The sequence below is a fragment of the Paenisporosarcina sp. P5_A11 genome, from assembly GCF_056400705.1.
Genome location: NZ_JBFUKT010000065.1, coordinates 1 through 16,626, shown reverse-complemented (window position 1 = coordinate 16,626; position 16,626 = coordinate 1). Strand labels below are relative to the sequence as shown.

Below are 16,626 nucleotides of genomic sequence, written 5' to 3'. Positions count from 1 at the left end.
GGTTACTAGAGGTCAAACTCAAGTTCGAAAGCCAACGTATGAATCTAAAACGAGTTTTAGTAAAGACTTTTTAGACGATCATAAAGATAGGGAGAACAAGTGATATGGAACTTCAATTTTTAGGTACGGGTGCAGGAATGCCTTCTAAGCAACGGAATACGAGTGCTCTTGTTGTGAAATTAATGCAAGAAAGAGGCACCTTTTGGCTATTTGATTGCGGTGAGGCGACACAACATCAAATGCTTCATACCTCTCTAAAACCGCGAAAGCTAGAAAAAATATTCATTACACATATGCATGGCGATCATATTTATGGTTTGCCAGGATTACTCGGATCTAGATCGTTCTTAGATGGTAAAGAACCATTAACCATTTATGGACCAACAGGAATTCAAGAGTGGATACTTACAACTTTACGTTTATCAAGAACCTATTTGCAATACAAAGTGAATTTTGTCGAAATATCAGAAGGCATAGTGTTTGAAGATGAACAATTTACAGTTGAAGCTAAACTGCTCCATCATGTCATCCCTTGTTTCGGCTTCCGAGTTTCCCAAAAACCACTTCCACCGCAATTATTGATCGAACAAGCACTAAAACTAGGAGTGCCGAAAGGTCCCTTGTTAGCAAAGTTGAAAAGTGGCCAAGATGTACTGTTAGAAAATGGACATACCGTTTACAGTCAAGACGTAACTGCAAAAGCGGAAGAAGGATTTTCATTAGCTATTCTTGGGGATACCCGTTTTTGCGAAGCATCTATTGAATTGAGTCGAGATGTGGATATCGTTATTCATGAGGCAACATTCGATGCAGGCACTGAAGAACTCGCTAAGCCATATGGCCATTCAACCATCACGCAAGCAGCTCAAGTAGCGAAAGAAAGTGGAGCCAAACATTTGATCGTTCAACATATTAGCGCTCGTTTTTTACCAAGCCAGGCCGAAGAACTTCGTAAGCAAGGTTTGGCTGTATTTCCTTCGATTATAGTTGCTGAAGATTTTGCGGAATTTGAATTGAAAAAAAATGAATTAGTACAAATATATAAATAGGCAGACCTGGAGTGAAATCTCCAAGTCTGCCTATTTTGTTAGCAAATGTATTCAGAATTCATTCTTTTTTTCTTCGATATAAATCAATGGATTTATAACCCTCTCCTATAATGGTTTCCATTTCAAGTAGACGTTTTTCTTGTGTTTCTTGTCGTTTTGCACTATAAACGTATCGCGCCCAGTCCTTTTGGTAACCAAAGGTCAATTGGTTGTATGTAGCTAATAATTTCTCATTGAGAGACAAATATTGCTTTATGTCATCAATATAACGGATATAGTCATCCACACATTGGCTGTTTTTTGTGCTTGTCGAATTTTTTGTTTTCTTTGGAACTGATTTAAGACCGACAACCGTAAAAACATCATTTAAACTAATCATTTTTGAAAACTTTAAGGTACTCCCATAAACATAACCATCTTCGTCATGAACAATATTATTAAAGATACTATCACGTTCAATAAATTCTTTATATTTCTTATTATTTTTTTTGGGATATGCAAAGAACAAATAGCCACTATCCTCAACTAGATTTTTGTTGATCACCATCTCTAAATGTTGTGAAAAATCCTTCATACTAAAAACAAAAGCAAAGATAAAGTGATATTTGTCATTCTTTATTGTAGTGTCGAAATCAACTTCGTTAAAATCATCAATATCCTCTGGAGCCTGGAGAATTAGTTTCGTAGGATATTTGTTAATATTTAACTTTTCAATTACACTTTTTGTCGAATTCATTAATGTATTCTCCTTCACTTTTCTCCCATTTTAAACCGACTGATGAGAACTTTCAATGTTATATCGTTATTACTCATTGAACGCGTGTGACAGAAGGATCTCGATGCATTAAAAATATAATTTCCGATAAAACAAATCAAATAAAAAAGGGGAAGATCAAAAATCCCCTCCTTTTAATAAAATATAACTCGAATAAATAAATACTTAACTCCATTTCTTGTTGTCAAACTAATAATGAGCTAGTGGTTATAATAGGGTGAATTTCTCCATCCATAGCAAAAGAAACTTTTCCTGTCTCTTCTGAAACAACCAGAACAAGGGCATCACTCTTTTCAGATAAACCTATTGCAGCACGATGACGAGTACCTAGTTTTTTTCACCTACTAGTATGTTAGATAATGGAAGAACATTTGCTGCAGAAAATATTTGATTTGCACGAACTAATACAGCACCATCATGAAGAGGATTTCCAGGGTAAAAAATGGATTCTAGTAATGAATGTGTCAATTTAGCACCGATAGCTGTACCCGGGCGGATAAAAGAATCGATTTGATCCTTTCGCTCAATCACAATCAATGCACCGTGTCTTTGAATTGAAAGATGTTGGATACAAGTTGAAATATCTAAATACTTGTCAGTAAATGGTGATAAATAACAGTTTAAATAAAAAGATGCCGCCACAGCCTCTGCTTTTTCAAATGTTTCTTTGATTTTTGCAAGTTCCCCTAAAAGGCAATAGTTGTTTTCTTCTAATGCACTTAAACCCTTATTAACTTCTACCGAAATATTATTTAGACTCTTAATTAATTGTTCTTTAAGTGGTGAGAAATCGCAATTTAGTTCGATACAAATACACCTCATTTCATTTGATACTTATTCAAAGGGTGTTATGTCTTATGTCTTAACTTTATTGTGCTCAAATTGAAGCAAGCCATTCCTGCCACGGGATAAATAGTAGATACAAACATTATCGTATTAAAATCCTTTTCAAAAACAGCTGGTTAACGTCGGAATAAATGATTATGTTTTCAATATTGTAGTAGTTGCATTAAATGGTGAGTTCTCATTAATATTGCCTTTTTATCGAACTAAAGAACAGTATATTTTAATAATTGAAAAAATAAAGGATTTAAAGGAGTAAATCTAGAAATAATAATTTACCTCATCTTAAGAAATGGGATTCAATAGATTACTATTTTACTTATATTGGACCCGCGATAAGCTCGTATTAAAAAAATAAAACATTCAGGAGTTGTTCACTATGTTTTCTGCATTAACCCCTTTGGACTGGAAGCGTCGTGCAGTGAAATACTATCCCGAAAAAATAGCGGTAATCGATGAAAAGAAGAAGTTTACATATCAGGAGTTTGGAAAACGGACGGATCAGCTTTCGATGGCCTTACATAACTCTGGAATCCAGGAAGGTGACCATATTGCGGTGATGTTACCGAACACACATTATATGCTTGAGGCTTTTTACGGCATTTGTCAACTTGGCGCTGTGATGGTGCCTTTAAATTATCGATTATCAGCTGTAGATTTGGAGTACATTATCAATCATAGTGATGCGAAAATGCTGATTGTTGATGCCGAATTCAGCGGGCCGATTGAAGAAATCAAAGGAAATCTTTCCTTTGATCAGATTGTAATCGTTTCYGTGGCAGGGCATGAAACAACATTAAAAGGCGTGGATTACGAAGATTTTCTTCAACAGTCTACAGAGAACTCAACACTACCAGAAGTTGAAATTGATGAAAATCAACTTCTAACGTTGAATTATACGAGTGGAACGACATCAAAACCAAAAGGTGTAATGCTAACACACCGTAGTAATTACCTTAATGCAGCGAATTTCATGTATCACCTTAACGTCAAGCATGACGATGTGTATCTTCATACATTACCGATGTTTCATGCGAATGGCTGGGGTGGCGTTTGGTCCATAACTGCGGCTGGTGCCACCCATGTCTGTTTAAGAAAAGTAGATCCTCCAGTTATTCTTGAGTTATTTGAAAGTGAAAATATTTCATTACTATGTGGAGCTCCGACAGTGGTTAATATGTTGGTGAACGATCCAAAAGCGAAAAATATTAAAATTAAAATGAGCCCTCGTATGGCGACAGCAGGTGCACCCCCTTCAGCAGCGCTAATACAGAAAGCTCAAGATATCCTGGGATTAAATATGATTCATGTGTATGGTTTGACGGAAACTTCTCCATTTATTCTTTATTGTGAATGGAAAAAGGAGTTTGATTCAAAATCTAAGGATGAACAAGCTGTGATTAAGGCAAGACAAGGAATCGAGCTCGCTTTTAATGGGGAAACAAAAGTTGTCAATCCAGAAGGGGAAGAAGTTGCTTGGAATGGGAAAGAATTGGGTGAAATCGTTACTCGAGGAAACGTAGTTATGGAAGGATATTACAAAGACCCAGAAAAGACAAAAGAAGCAATTAAGGACGGTTGGTTCTATACTGGCGATTTGGCAGTCACATATCCTGACGGGTTCATTGAAATACAAGACCGAATAAAGGATTTGATCATTTCCGGAGGAGAAAATATTTCATCTACAGAAATTGAAGGTGTGTTGTATAAACATTCAGATGTTATGGAAGTAGCCGTTATTGCGGTTCCTGATGAAAAATGGGGAGAGATACCAAAGGCTATTATTGTGCTGCAACCTGATGCAAATGTGACTGAAGCAGAGATTATTACCTACTGCAGGTCAAATATGGCACACTTTAAAGCACCCAAAGCTGTTGAGTTCGTTATATCGTTACCAAAAACAGCTACGGGCAAACTACAAAAATTCCGCTTAAGAGAGATGCATTGGAAGGGATCGAAGAAGGTAAACTAATTTCTTTAATCTATCTTTTTGCTTAATTAAAGAAATTGTATTCAAATTAAGAAGAAAGCTTAAAACGTACACGAGTTTATAAAATCGGGTACGTTTATTATATATTTTGAAGGTGTGTCAGAGAAGACGAGTGACCATGACATTTTCTAATGTACTTAAACCCTTATTAACTTCTACCGAAATATTATTAAGACGTATTATGATTACTGATAAATCCGCTCACATTGCTGTATGCATTTAGAAGTAAATGGTATTATCGGTTTTCATCAGGCTATCGTCCCTCAATTACTACTTATTGTAAATAGGGAAGGTCGGGTTCGTGGAAACAAAGAAACAAAATTTCATGTTAAAGCCGGAGATGCCGTTTTTTGGGAAAAAGACGAATGGCATGAAACAACAACTGAAAAGAGATTAACTGCAATTATGATTGAAAGTGAAGAATTTAATCTGAATTTACTTATGCGTTCAAAATAACATATCTAAACCGGTTTAYTAAAAGAAGGGATTAATTATGAAACTCACCTTAAAAAATGAAAAGTCGGTCGTAATTCGGCCATACAATGAATATGATTTTAAAGACATCAATAGATTAAATATCGATGAAGGATGGACGAACTTAGTGGAGAAGAATGAAGACACTAAAAAAGCATGGAGTAATTCAAATGTTGCTTTTATTGTCAAAACAGATGATCGAGTGGTTGGCTGTATCAGAGGACTTACAGATGGTTTTATTAGTCTCTATATATGTGAATTAATTATTCATAAAGACTATCGAAGAATGAGTTTAGGAAATGAATTACTCAATTTCGTTCATAGCATCTATCCCAAAACAAGGATGGAATTACTAGCAAATAGTACATCTCGATCTTTTTATGAAGAACAGGGGTTTCGAACTTTCTCTGGCTTCAGGAAAACATACGAAGAATATAAAGAAAAGGATGAGAAAAATGAAAATAAATCAACAATGGAATCAAGAAGATAGTGATTATATAAGAACAAAAATTATTGAATACAACCAATCCAAACTACCAGATGACGTAAAACATCCAGTTAATAATGTTAGTTTTATGATTAGAAATGAAGAAGGGGAAATTTTAGGTGGCATAACAGGGAAGATTAGTTGGTACAATTTGCATATAGATTTTTTATGGGTAGATGAATCTCTTAGAGGTGAAGGATACGGAAAGTGGTTATTAGATAATATTGAAAAGGCTGCCAGGGATAATAATTGTAGAAGCATCCACCTAGATACATTTAGTTTTCAAGCACCCGATTTTTACCAACAGTGTGGCTATAAAATTGTCGGAAAGATTGACGAATATCCTAATAAAGATTCTCAAAAGTATTATTTGGAAAAGAAACTCATCTACTAGTTTGTCTTTTACTTATGGTCTTGATCGATCGCAAGAACTGAAGTGGTAAAGGAATAACAAAATCGCTTGGCATCTGACACTCGATTTCAATGATATACTGACTCAAGGAAAAAAACTGAAATAATCTTTTTATGAGACGTAATCATGGTTAAACTAATATGATTTGAGTGTAATTTGACCTTGATATATTAGTTTTTCTCTGAAAAGAGAACCCGTTACAATTCGGGATTCTTTAGATAAATCGAGTTATTGGTGATCATGGATTATCGTCAATATTTTTATAGAAAGTACAACGGTTTCTTAATTTTCATACGTTTTACCCATTCAAAAACACCTCCGATGAGTACCATTTCGAAGGTGTTTTATTTTTTTCGCAAATTTAGGTTAATCCATTCGTTGGTATTAACGTTTATTGTATAGCTTGTTTTTTATGAAAATTTTCACAGTTGACAATTCATATTGATTTTCTAATCTTTCTACCTTTATTAACTCAGTGTCATTATCTTCATCCAGGATAATTTCATTTTTCAAGTCATTATCCTTATCAATGTCTAAATCAGAATCTGCTCTTGAATGTGGATTATTATTAGAAAAACCATTACGAATGAAAAATTCTGATTGGTTAATCACGACTGAACTGACTTTATTGTTTCTCCATACTCTAGTCATATTTTTCACCTCATCTGGTTATAGTTTATTCACAAAAAAATAAATACATAGACATATGGCCTACGTTCCTTTAAAGAGCCTGTTTCTTGTTAAATAATTTATCTCATCCAGTTGGAATGTATGGTACATACTAGCATTAAAACTTTCCAACTGACATTGATGGACAGCTAAAATGAAGATACTTCTGCGGAATGTATCGTATTCGTTTCCGTTAATACAGCCGGCTAAACTGTCTTCACAGCAGTTCCCATTTCCTTTGTACAAGTTATTGTGTAGTAGGTGATTTCCTGTTGGATTCATTTCGAAATCATGTGCATATGTTAAAGACAAAGTACACGAGAAATGAACGGAGGATTTCAAATAAAAGGGAATTATCTCGATTTACTAGCTTATTTTGGGATAGGTGGTGCCCACCCGGGAGGATTGGACTTAACTAAAACCGTATTGGACGCAGAAAATATTCTTTCCTCAGATCATGTACTGGACCTTGGTTGCGGAACAGGGCAGACTTCAGCATATCTTGCTCGACAGTATAACTGCCACGTAACCGCAATTGATAATCATCCCGTCATGTTGGAAAAGTCGAACCATCGCTTTCAATTAGAGCAATTACCTGTAAGAGTGATCAATGGCAACGCTGAGAAATTAGCTTTACAAGACGATTCATTTGATTATGTCTTTTCTGAATCTGTTGTCATTTTTACGGACATTACAAAAACATTGAATGAACTTTCACGTGTTTTGAAAAAAGACGGAAAATTGATTTTGATTGAAATGATTGCTGAGCAAACTCTTACCGAAGAATTAATATCTGATGTGTGTGAGTTATATGGTATAAAGAAAATCTTAAATGAAGATGAATGGAAAATATCCTTGCAAGATGCTGGATTTAAACAAATTGAAATTTTAAAGCAGCAATCTGCTGAACTAATAAATACTGAAATTCAAGATTTGAATCAATCAAAAGACATTCGATTAGAGTTTTATGATTTATGGGATCAACATCATCAATTGATACACCAATATCGTAATCTTCTTAGCTATCGAGTATTCCGATGTCTAAGAAGTTGAAGAAAAGCAACCATTTCATGTATTTCTGCATGAACGGTTGCTTTTTTTATCGCGGAAACATTGTGGACTCCGTTTAATGCCACCCATATTTTGAACCCGCAATTATTTCATCAGATGAATAGGCATATAATTCACCTTTTGAAAAAGGACCGTGTTTTTTTTGGAAAGAGTTAACGATTTGATATCCAATGGAATACCCGATCCAATTTGGAAAAGGTTTATTGTTATTTCCATACATAAAAACAGTCTGCTTATCTCTTCCAGTCATATTCAGGGCAGGAATAAAATATTTTCTCCACAATTCAATGGTTTCTTCAAAAGAATATTTTTTGGTCCATGGTGACAACCATTTTTTCCCGTATTGTTCCTGTACTGAAAATTCCCCAAGACCTTCAATAACCAATGAATCTTTTAATGGAATATGTTTAAGCTCCAAGCCTAGGTTTTTAAATCGGCACACATGATTATATTCATGGGCGAGAAGGCTTTTCAATCCATATTCAGGCAAATCAGTAGAAATGAACAACAACAATTTTCCGGGGTAGGCAATGCCGTTTTTCTTTATCGTATTTTCACTCTCTATTTTTATCGGAAAAATAAAAATGGATGCCTCTGGACCACACCATTTTGCTTTAAGTAATTGGTATTCTTTATCGACGGAATGCCAAATACGACGGTTTTCCATCTCAATTACACTTTTTTCTATACCTGTCCATTCACTTGGTTCAAACAAACCATTGTTTAGTAGTTCGAAATGCAAAGTTTCTAAATCATTTGTAGAAAAGTATTTTTCCATTGGTTTGCATATAAGTTCACGCTGCAATTGGAAGGGGGTTATCTTACTCGGTTTCTTGCAAGCTTCTAAGAAATTATACAGCCAGTCTTGTGTTTGAATAACTGCCATCGTTACCATCCTCTATTTTGACATCTTAACGTTTATGATATGACAGACTGTAGTAAATGTTCATAATAAATGTCCAAAACTATCGGCTTCTAAACATTTGTCTACTAAAAAGAATATTTATCGGCATAAGTTATAWGTAACTACATCTATGATTGTAGATTATAAATGGAAGGGGGAATGAATATGCGCTATACAGAGTTGTATGATTTGTGTTGCCGATACCATAAAAAAAGTGTAAGAATAAAACAACATGATGGAAGAGTTCACGTAGGAACAATCACGAGAGTTAGTCGAGATAAGGTATGGATAATGCCTTCAAGTGGTTATGGTGGCTTTGGCCTTGGATTTTTTGGTGGTGGATTTGGAATTGGAATCGCCCTTGGAGCAATAGCAGGGATTGCTTTGACTTCTGCCTTCTTTTGGTAATGTCATATGCAAATTAACTGTGTAATTCTAAAGTTGAGAGGAAATCTGTAAAATTTCAGGTTTCCTTATTCTTAAAAGGATGTGTAACTCATAGTTTAAGATCGACATAGGAACCATAAATTACGAATTTTTGATAATCTCGATTTATACATATCTGAGTGTGGGCATGTGATAAAAATGCTCTAAGGTATTTTTTTCCATTCTCGAAACTTTTTTGATAAGATAAAAGTACTTTCAAAAAAGGAGATGTATGAATCCTATGGTAAAACAAATCGATAAGATTGATTCCATATTCTCTTAAATATATTTACAGTATTCACATGAGGAAGCCTTCCGTTAATAATAAGATAATAATTATTTCCCTAATTGAACCTTGGGAAAAACATCCCTAAGGAACAACTAGGAGAGTTAAAGAGGAGGATAAAACCTAATATTTTTTAGAAAGTACTCTTACTACTAGAAATGGGGTTCAATGATTTGAAACTAGGATTAACAAGAGATGAAGTCAAATTAGTTCCTTATGATGTAGAATGGAAAAGTGAGTTTGATTTGGTGAAACAAGAAATTAGAAACCACACAAACATTGTTGGTGACCACATCCAACATATAGGTAGCACAGCCAATATCGGGATCATGGCGAAGCCGATATTGGACATCGTTGTCGGTATAGATGACATCAGAAATGTTGAGGAAATAATCATCACTGGGTTTAAAAAAGCTGGATTTCTGAGATTGTCTGTTGAAAGACCTTCAGAGGTTGTTTTTGCAAAATTTGCGGATAACACATATGAAGTGAAAACGCATTTTGTACACCTTGTTGAGTATGATAAAGAACTGTGGAACAATTTAATCTTTTTTAAAAATTATTTGAACTTGAATGAAAATGTAAGAAGGGAATATCTGAATCTCAAACTGGATTATGTTCAGAACAACAGTAGTGGTATCGGTCAATATACTGATCATAAGGAAGAATTCGTAAAACGCATTTATGCGAAACGTCGATAAGTTTAATCATCCAGTTTTTGATACTTTAGACATATATATTGATTACGCTATAAGACCTTAAATAGCCAAGTGTTATATAAAATCAACTTGGACAGAAATTGATTATATTAGACTTTTTAAAAATAATGAAGAAACCTATTTTAAAGTAGTATCTGGTAACGGAAAATAACAAAAAGTGACTTCTTCATAATCATTTTTGGAAGTGAAAAGAGGTATTAAATGATCTACAAAGTTGTAATTAACATGCCTATATCAAATCATGAAGTACCAGAATTAAGAGAACTTGTTGGATGGGGTAGACGTGATAAAGATTATCCCACTTTGTTTGAGCGGTGCAATTTTTGGGCAGGAGTTAGAGATGAGAATAATAAATTAATAGGCTTTGGCTATGTTTGTGGAATGGGCTTAGAACATGGTTATATGGAAGATATAATAATTCACCCAATGCATCAAAAGCAGGGAATTGGAGTTAATTTGGTAAAAGAATTAATACGAGAATCTGAAAACTTTGGATTGGGGATAGTAACCGTGACATATGAAGAAAACAATATTAACTTTTATAAAACTTGTGGTTTTACACCTGGTTTTGGAGGAGTATGGCAAACATAAAAGTAAAAGTTTTCAAATTGAACCAACTAAGAACAATAGTTTATTAAGTAAACCACAAAAAGGACCTCAAAAAGGTATTTTCTTTGTTAACTGTATTTCAACATTTAGTTAAATGGAGACGAAATACCATTTTAGCTATCCAGCTTTCTTAGTAGCATCCATATTAAAAATATTTACTAAAATATAACCTATTACGCGTTAAAAAGGAGTTGATAAAAATTTCAAGAGCTCGTTATTTTGTGATTATTATATACACAGTAATATTTGCAGGCTCATTGATACTCTTTCAAACTCAACTTGCTAGTCCAGTGGTTGAAGATCGAGGACGACTTTTGCCTGTGAAAATGAAATCCATTAAATCAAGCGATAGTGAAGATGAGATAAAGAACATCGTTCGTGAGGCAAATCTTCATGATGACAAGATATCGATTGCCGGCATGCAGCACAGTCAAGGCGGTCAAACCCTTTATCCAGGTGGTATCATGCTTGACATGAAGCAATATAATAAAATTCTAGAATTAGATGAAAAAAATCAGCTCATTACCGTACAAAGTGGTGTTACTTGGGCGGAAATCCAATCTTACATAAATCCTTATGGTCTTGCGCTAAAAGTTAGTCAATCACAAAATATATTCACAGTTGGAGGTTCGATAAGTGTAAATGTCCACGGACGAGATATTCGGAATCACACACTCATTGAAACGGTTGAATCCTTTAGACTACTCAATGCACAAGGAAAAGTCTTGAATGTGAGTCGAGATGAAAATCCTGAACTTTTTGGTTTGGTAAATGGAGGATACGGGTTATTCGGAGTAATACTAGATGTCACATTACATTTGACAGAAGATGAATTATATCAAGTGAAAACTCAATCTATTTCATACGATGAATACAGTACCTACTTCACAAAGAATGTTTTGCAAAAAGAAAATGTGAAAATGCATCTTGCTAGGATTTCGGTAGCACCAGATAGTTTTTTAACCGAAATGTATGTTACTGATTATTCCACGGCAGATGATCAATCCTTATTGGGCAACTACACGTCTTTAAAGCGGGAAAGTATTATTGCGATACCAAAATTTTTCCTAGGACTTTCGAGAACCAATGAGTGGGGAGAAAAAATGTTTTGGAACACTCAAAAAGAATACAGTGAGCGAATAGATGGTACGTATATTTCAAGAAATAATGTTATGCGTTCTGATTCATTATTTATGGACTATAACAACGCAAGCAAAACAGAAGTATTACAGGAATATTTTGTACCAATCAATCAATATACCGCCTATATTGATGACCTAAGAGACACAATCAAAGATGAAGAAGATTTTAATCTATTAAATATCACCGTTCGTTATGTGGGGAAAAACGAAGAAGCCGTTATGTCTTACGCAAACGCTGATATGTTTGCGCTCGTTATGCTTATTAACCAAGGGACAAGTGAGGAAAGTATCGACACCACTGGGCGAGTCATTCGAAATATGATTGATGTAACTTTAAAACATGATGGAACCTATTATCTCCCTTACTATCACTACCCAACGAAAGAACAGTTAATTGAGGCATACCCTAGATCTGAGGAATTCTTTGAAATGAAAGAAAAGTATGATCCAGATGAACGGTTCATGAATCTTTTCTATGAGGAGTATCACAAATGAATTACAGAAAATTTATTATCTACCAAGGAACAATTGGAATGGCAGCAAGCATGATTTTCCCGTTTTATGTATTGCTACTAAAAAATGTTGGTAGTAGTTACGCCCAGTTTGGATGGGCATACGGATTATTTGCACTTACGGCAGCACTAAGTTACCCAGTGATTGGGAAATTTGCTGATCAAGCTGGAGATAAAGTTCTGTTAATCATTTATTCATGGGGGATGGCATTAATCTTGCTTGTTTTCCCACTTGCTTACGAAATCTGGCATATATATGTACTGCAAATTTTCATGGGTTTACTTGGAGCCGTTCAGAAAAACTCAGAGAAAACCGTCCTAGCACGTTCAGTTAATAAAGAGACTGCAGGAAATGAAATTGGCCGTTACCACATTTGGACATCAATTGGAGCAGCGATTGCTGTTATTGCAACCGGATATTTAGTTGATTTTCTAACAATAGGTAGCATCTTTTATATCGCTTCAATAGTATTTGCGTGGAGCGGGTTTTATATGATGAAAATGGAAAAACCACTTGTATGATAAGTGATTTGTAAAATTCAAAGTAGCAAATCTTAATTATCTAATTACTAGGAAAATATAAATAGTAAGTGAGGGACGATTGTGATAAAAGTTGAGAAAACACAAGTTGGTGAAGAATTATCATTATTTATTGCTTATGCAAATAATCAAAAGCAATTTCATGTGGGTTATTGTGGAAATAGTGAAAACGAAATTTTGCATATGTTGTATACTGTTAAATGACGGCGAAGAGAAAAATTATCACTTATGGATTACTTCTGATGGAGAAGGCTATATCCAACGTCTTCGTCCAGATGGAAATGCAACGTTAAAATTAGATCAAACTTCCGTGCTAAATTCCTAAACAAACAAGAAAATGTAAAACTGATCAATCAAGCGATTGAATTTGAGAAATAAGATTTGCTAAAGTATTTCTTTACTGATTTAGTAGACAAAATGAAAGTACAATGTAGGCTGCCCGAATTGGCAGTCTTTCATTTTTATTAACTGATTGAGGAAAAATAAAGTACGCAAAGAGGTGACAGTTATGGATTACACAAAGAAGTTATTACCATTGGAAGCTGGAGAAAAATTTATCCAGAAACATTATCCAAATTGCCAAGGGGCACTATTGGCTGGGAGTGTAGTTAGAGGTGAAGCTACAGAAATGTCTGATTTAGATATTGTTATATTTGATGAAAAAATAAATTCAGCTTATCGAGAGTCACATGACGAGTTCGGCTGGCCAATCGAAGCTTTTGCCCATAACTTAACTTCTTATAAATTCTATTTTGAAAGTGATTACCTACGTGCGAGACCTTCATTGCCAAGAATGGTATCTGAAGGAATCGTATTAAAAGATGATGGGATCATTGAATCATTAAAAAATGAAGCAGATATATTATTGGAAAAAGGCCCAGAAAAATGGACTTTGCAAACAATAACAACGAAACGATATTTTCTGACGGATGCATTAGATGATTTCTTAGGCTGTTTAGATAAAGCAGAAGAATTATTTATTGCTAATACAATAGCTGTGTTATTAAGTGAATTTGTGTTGAGATCCAACTGTAAATGGATGGGGGATTCTAAGTGGATTGTACGGTCCTTAAAACAATTTGATGAAAATTATGCTAAACGGTTTGTTGAAGCCTTCGATCGGTACTACAAATATGGAGAAAAAAATCTAATAATTAATTTAGTGGATAAAGCTTTGAAACCGCATGGAGGTAGATTATTTAACGGATATTCGATAGGAAAAGAATAATTTCGTAGTAATGGGTACATCAAATTAATATGGCGAAGAAAAAATCGGGGTATTAGAACTATAGTTCTGAAAAAATGGTACTGGATTAATAGGTTAATGGTTTAATTTACCAATATTTAAATCGAAAAGATAGTTCTAAAGTTTCATGCAATTATCTTGGAATAATTTACACTAATATAGTGTAATATGTTAATTTTAGGAGGAAATAATGAAGAAGATATTAGTAACCTTGGTGGCTGTGCTTTTAGCGTTTTACTTTGTTCCAACGAACACATTTGCTGAGGTAAATGACGATGAACTAACAGCCTATTTAACAGTAGTAAGTACAGAAAGAGGATATCCTATTACAAAGGAAGACTATGTTACCTATCTTGAAGAATATTCTCAAGTCTTTTTATCTGATTTTGAAAACATTCAAGAATTAGAAGAATACTTGGGCGAGGTTATTAAATCGGATAACAGTAACTTGGAATCTATATATGAGGATTTCGAATTAGATGAACTTCAACTAATAGAATTATTAAATGAAAATGGAGAAGCGATTGAAAATTTCATTTATGTAGATGACTTATACTTTGCCGTATTAAATATTGCGAACCCAATTGAGATGCCTGATCTTGATGATATTACGGCAGATATTGATGGACTAATGAAAGAAATTGATCTAACTGATAAAGAAATTGAAAATCTTATGAACCATCTCTTATCGATTGAAGAGGAACTAAACTCACCTGAAGTCGGTGAAAGACTAATGTCTATTGCTGAACGAATGATGGTTATAGATCCAGAAAATCCTACTGAGGAGCAAATCAAAGAAGTAGGAAATGCCTTTGAAGAACTTATGTCTATTTTCAAAATGAAAGCAAGCTTTTATATTGTAGAAGGTAACAATAAGACTCAAATATCTGCTGCAGAGTTGATGCAAATGGAAGTATTAGAAGGAGACTATTTGTTAATACAACTGTTTGACATAAACGGAACGCTTTTAGCTGATGTGAAGTTTACTTCAGATCAAATTAAAGAGATTCCTACTACCGTTGAGGAAGTAGCCGACACGGTTAAAGAAGAAGTGAAAAGTCCAAATCCACCTGTAGTGACTAAAGCGCCAAATAAGGTAAAAACAGTTAAAGGTGGTAAACTACCCGTTACGGATTCAAATAACCTAGATGGTGCCATGGCAGGCGCAGCGTTAATCGTTATTGGGTTATTCCTTTATAGAAGAGTAAGAGTTTCGTAATGCCAAATCTCCAACGAAAAGAAAGAAGAAAGCCGAAGAAGGCTATACTTCTTTCTTTTTCAATCCTAATTGTGCTTGTTGGTTTATGGTTGTTTTACAATAATATTAGTAGTTTTTCCAAAGGTTTTTTTGCTGGCGAGAAAATAGAGACTGAAGGTGTATCTGAGGTTCCGAAAATTTCTCCAGCCATTCCTAAGAGTGCTCATAAAGAGGAGCCTCTCTATGCGGAAAGACCAAAAATGGGTGAGGAGATAGGCACTCTTTATATTCCGAAACTTGAATCAGAACTTCCTATTTTTCATGGAACAAATGAAGATGAACTGGAGAAGGGTGTTGGGCATTTCAAGGACAGTGTATTACCTGGGGAAAAAGACAACTCTATTCTTTCTGGTCACAGGGATACGGTATTTAGAAATCTAGGCAAAGTAGGCAAGGGCGATGAGCTGCAAGTAAACACTGCAGCTGGAACCTTTACTTATAAAGTTATGAAAGTCCGCATTGTTGATGAAGATGATCGAACCGTGATTGTCCCTAAACCGCGCGCGGTTCTGACGGTCAGTACGTGCTACCCATTTGATTTTATTGGTGCTGCACCAGAGCGATATATATTGGAAGCCTATCTTGTTTCATCAGTATTGAACTAGAAAAAAGTGTCATCTCGAGATGTTGGTATTAGGTATAATAGTTGCTCAGCCATCCTCATTGCAGGATGGCTTTCTTGTTGAATGGATTTTTTAAAAGAACAAATCGGAGGAATAATTCTTAGTCAATTATGTGTTCTTTTATACAAAGTTGATGACTCACCAGTTTCATGAAAAAGCCACTATCAAATTTAATGATGGTGGCTTTCCTTTTTTTGATTTTGATTAACACCTGGAACAGACTATACCCTTTTCCTTTGGACAATTATCAACTGAGGTCCCCTATGTAACTCTTCTTGAATCATTCTTTTGTTTTTTCTGTAAGGTATGTTTAGGAAAAATTTCTTCCTGTGAATCCTGAATAAGAATGTACGTGTCCATTATTAAAGGTAGTCGTACCAGAAAATTCATGCAAATGTGTCCCATCGGTCATATAGACAGGAGGTCCCGTAGTCCCGGAAAATTGATGAACATGCCCCACAAATGTGGTTGTTCCCTCATAATAATGAACGTGATCCATCGTGTTATTGGCAGCAGAAGTTGTTCCCTAAACGAGATGCGAATGTCCAACATTTATTGTCGTTTCCGTGGAATATTGGTGAACATGTACAT

At 34.7% G+C, this 16,626-nt stretch carries 17 protein-coding genes and 3 pseudogenes; 15 read left to right on the top strand and 5 right to left on the bottom strand.

Features of this window, described 5'->3' with window-relative positions; all coding sequences use genetic code 11:
* Positions 1 to 104 precede the first annotated feature (104 nt).
* Positions 105 to 1,049, top strand: coding sequence for a ribonuclease Z (gene rnz / locus AC1DOS_RS10805; protein ID WP_477537502.1), 945 nt, complete (start codon positions 105 to 107; stop codon positions 1,047 to 1,049).
* Positions 1,050 to 1,107: 58 nt separating this feature from the next.
* On the opposite strand, the gene AC1DOS_RS10800 is transcribed toward rnz, so the two are convergent.
* Both AC1DOS_RS10800 and cdaS read right to left on the bottom strand, forming a co-directional pair.
* Positions 1,108 to 1,785 (bottom strand): YdeI/OmpD-associated family protein, encoded by a 678-nt coding sequence (locus AC1DOS_RS10800; RefSeq protein WP_477537501.1) that lies wholly within the window; start codon positions 1,783 to 1,785, stop codon positions 1,108 to 1,110.
* A gap of 223 nt (positions 1,786 to 2,008) precedes the next feature.
* Positions 2,009 to 2,646 (bottom strand): annotated as a pseudogene (cdaS, locus tag AC1DOS_RS10795) (sporulation-specific diadenylate cyclase CdaS).
* A gap of 400 nt (positions 2,647 to 3,046) precedes the next feature.
* On the opposite strand from cdaS, the gene AC1DOS_RS10790 reads away from it, so the two are divergent.
* The 4 genes and pseudogenes from AC1DOS_RS10790 to AC1DOS_RS10775 all read left to right on the top strand — a co-directional run bounded on the left by AC1DOS_RS10790 (position 3,047) and on the right by AC1DOS_RS10775 (position 6,012).
* On the top strand, positions 3,047 to 4,639 hold the full coding sequence (locus tag AC1DOS_RS10790) for a long-chain-fatty-acid--CoA ligase (protein WP_477537500.1): 1,593 nt from the start codon (positions 3,047 to 3,049) through the stop codon (positions 4,637 to 4,639).
* Positions 4,640 to 4,775: 136 nt separating this feature from the next.
* Positions 4,776 to 5,113: pseudogene (locus AC1DOS_RS10785) on the top strand (cupin).
* Between the two features lie 37 nt (positions 5,114 to 5,150).
* Entirely contained in the window at positions 5,151 to 5,621 is a 471-nt protein-coding gene (locus tag AC1DOS_RS10780; RefSeq protein WP_477537499.1) for a GNAT family N-acetyltransferase, read from the top strand.
* Positions 5,587 to 6,012 carry a GNAT family N-acetyltransferase gene (locus AC1DOS_RS10775; RefSeq protein ID WP_477537498.1) on the top strand — a complete coding sequence of 142 codons (426 nt, stop codon included), beginning with the start codon at positions 5,587 to 5,589 and terminating at the stop codon, positions 6,010 to 6,012. Before AC1DOS_RS10780 ends, AC1DOS_RS10775 begins: the two co-directional genes overlap by 35 nt.
* Before the next feature lie 402 nt (positions 6,013 to 6,414).
* Here AC1DOS_RS10775 and AC1DOS_RS10770 read toward each other — a convergent pair whose 3' ends face one another.
* A complete protein-coding gene (locus AC1DOS_RS10770) occupies positions 6,415 to 6,681 on the bottom strand; it encodes a hypothetical protein (RefSeq protein WP_477537497.1) in 267 nt (88 codons plus the stop codon).
* Positions 6,682 to 7,023: 342 nt separating this feature from the next.
* On the opposite strand from AC1DOS_RS10770, the gene AC1DOS_RS10765 reads away from it, so the two are divergent.
* Positions 7,024 to 7,752 carry a class I SAM-dependent methyltransferase gene (locus AC1DOS_RS10765; RefSeq protein ID WP_477537496.1) on the top strand — a complete coding sequence of 243 codons (729 nt, stop codon included), beginning with the start codon at positions 7,024 to 7,026 and terminating at the stop codon, positions 7,750 to 7,752.
* 73 nt (positions 7,753 to 7,825) lie between these two features.
* On the opposite strand, the gene AC1DOS_RS10760 is transcribed toward AC1DOS_RS10765, so the two are convergent.
* Positions 7,826 to 8,656 (bottom strand): DUF2268 domain-containing putative Zn-dependent protease, encoded by an 831-nt coding sequence (locus AC1DOS_RS10760; protein ID WP_108586782.1) that lies wholly within the window; start codon positions 8,654 to 8,656, stop codon positions 7,826 to 7,828.
* 183 nt (positions 8,657 to 8,839) lie between these two features.
* Between AC1DOS_RS10760 and AC1DOS_RS10755 the strand changes: the two genes are divergently transcribed.
* From AC1DOS_RS10755 to AC1DOS_RS10715, 9 genes are all read left to right on the top strand, one after another.
* Positions 8,840 to 9,082, top strand: a complete 243-nt coding sequence (locus AC1DOS_RS10755) for a hypothetical protein (RefSeq protein ID WP_108586781.1) — start codon at positions 8,840 to 8,842, stop codon at positions 9,080 to 9,082.
* A gap of 477 nt (positions 9,083 to 9,559) precedes the next feature.
* Positions 9,560 to 10,087, top strand: coding sequence for a GrpB family protein (locus AC1DOS_RS10750; protein ID WP_477537495.1), 528 nt, complete (start codon positions 9,560 to 9,562; stop codon positions 10,085 to 10,087).
* 219 nt (positions 10,088 to 10,306) lie between these two features.
* The gene (locus AC1DOS_RS10745) at positions 10,307 to 10,696 is read left to right on the top strand and encodes a GNAT family N-acetyltransferase (RefSeq protein ID WP_477537494.1); all 390 of its coding nucleotides are present in this window, start codon (positions 10,307 to 10,309) and stop codon (positions 10,694 to 10,696) included.
* Positions 10,697 to 10,935: 239 nt separating this feature from the next.
* Positions 10,936 to 12,351 (top strand): FAD-binding protein, encoded by a 1,416-nt coding sequence (locus AC1DOS_RS10740; RefSeq protein ID WP_477537493.1) that lies wholly within the window; start codon positions 10,936 to 10,938, stop codon positions 12,349 to 12,351.
* Entirely contained in the window at positions 12,348 to 12,890 is a 543-nt protein-coding gene (locus tag AC1DOS_RS10735; protein ID WP_108586778.1) for an MFS transporter, read from the top strand. Before AC1DOS_RS10740 ends, AC1DOS_RS10735 begins: the two co-directional genes overlap by 4 nt.
* Positions 12,891 to 12,971: 81 nt before the next feature.
* The gene (locus tag AC1DOS_RS10730) at positions 12,972 to 13,112 is read left to right on the top strand and encodes a hypothetical protein (protein WP_477537492.1); all 141 of its coding nucleotides are present in this window, start codon (positions 12,972 to 12,974) and stop codon (positions 13,110 to 13,112) included.
* A 304-nt stretch (positions 13,113 to 13,416) separates the two neighbouring features.
* Complete coding sequence (locus AC1DOS_RS10725) at positions 13,417 to 14,136, top strand: nucleotidyltransferase domain-containing protein (RefSeq protein ID WP_477537491.1); 720 nt, start codon at positions 13,417 to 13,419, stop codon at positions 14,134 to 14,136.
* A gap of 208 nt (positions 14,137 to 14,344) precedes the next feature.
* Positions 14,345 to 15,373 carry a processed acidic surface protein gene (locus tag AC1DOS_RS10720; protein WP_477537490.1) on the top strand — a complete coding sequence of 343 codons (1,029 nt, stop codon included), beginning with the start codon at positions 14,345 to 14,347 and terminating at the stop codon, positions 15,371 to 15,373.
* The gene (locus AC1DOS_RS10715; protein ID WP_477537489.1) at positions 15,373 to 16,017 is read left to right on the top strand and encodes a class D sortase; all 645 of its coding nucleotides are present in this window, start codon (positions 15,373 to 15,375) and stop codon (positions 16,015 to 16,017) included. The genes AC1DOS_RS10720 and AC1DOS_RS10715 overlap by 1 nt, the downstream gene beginning before the upstream one ends.
* Positions 16,018 to 16,345: 328 nt before the next feature.
* Here the strand turns inward: AC1DOS_RS10715 and AC1DOS_RS10710 are convergent.
* Positions 16,346 to 16,537, bottom strand: a pseudogene (locus AC1DOS_RS10710) (YmaF family protein); the annotation flags it as partial.
* Positions 16,538 to 16,626 lie beyond the last annotated feature (89 nt).

Coding starts and splice junctions, on each gene's coding strand:
- rnz (WP_477537502.1), top strand. CDS start 105: ATGGAACTTCAATTTTTAGGTACGGGTGCAGGAATGCCTTCTAAGCAA.
- AC1DOS_RS10800 (WP_477537501.1), bottom strand. CDS start 1,785: ATGAATTCGACAAAAAGTGTAATTGAAAAGTTAAATATTAACAAATAT.
- AC1DOS_RS10780 (WP_477537499.1), top strand. CDS start 5,151: ATGAAACTCACCTTAAAAAATGAAAAGTCGGTCGTAATTCGGCCATAC.
- AC1DOS_RS10775 (WP_477537498.1), top strand. CDS start 5,587: ATGAAAATAAATCAACAATGGAATCAAGAAGATAGTGATTATATAAGA.
- AC1DOS_RS10770 (WP_477537497.1), bottom strand. CDS start 6,681: ATGACTAGAGTATGGAGAAACAATAAAGTCAGTTCAGTCGTGATTAAC.
- AC1DOS_RS10765 (WP_477537496.1), top strand. CDS start 7,024: ATGAACGGAGGATTTCAAATAAAAGGGAATTATCTCGATTTACTAGCT.
- AC1DOS_RS10760 (WP_108586782.1), bottom strand. CDS start 8,656: ATGGCAGTTATTCAAACACAAGACTGGCTGTATAATTTCTTAGAAGCT.
- AC1DOS_RS10755 (WP_108586781.1), top strand. CDS start 8,840: ATGCGCTATACAGAGTTGTATGATTTGTGTTGCCGATACCATAAAAAA.
- AC1DOS_RS10745 (WP_477537494.1), top strand. CDS start 10,307: ATGATCTACAAAGTTGTAATTAACATGCCTATATCAAATCATGAAGTA.
- AC1DOS_RS10735 (WP_108586778.1), top strand. CDS start 12,348: ATGAATTACAGAAAATTTATTATCTACCAAGGAACAATTGGAATGGCA.
- AC1DOS_RS10725 (WP_477537491.1), top strand. CDS start 13,417: ATGGATTACACAAAGAAGTTATTACCATTGGAAGCTGGAGAAAAATTT.
- AC1DOS_RS10720 (WP_477537490.1), top strand. CDS start 14,345: ATGAAGAAGATATTAGTAACCTTGGTGGCTGTGCTTTTAGCGTTTTAC.
- AC1DOS_RS10715 (WP_477537489.1), top strand. CDS start 15,373: ATGCCAAATCTCCAACGAAAAGAAAGAAGAAAGCCGAAGAAGGCTATA.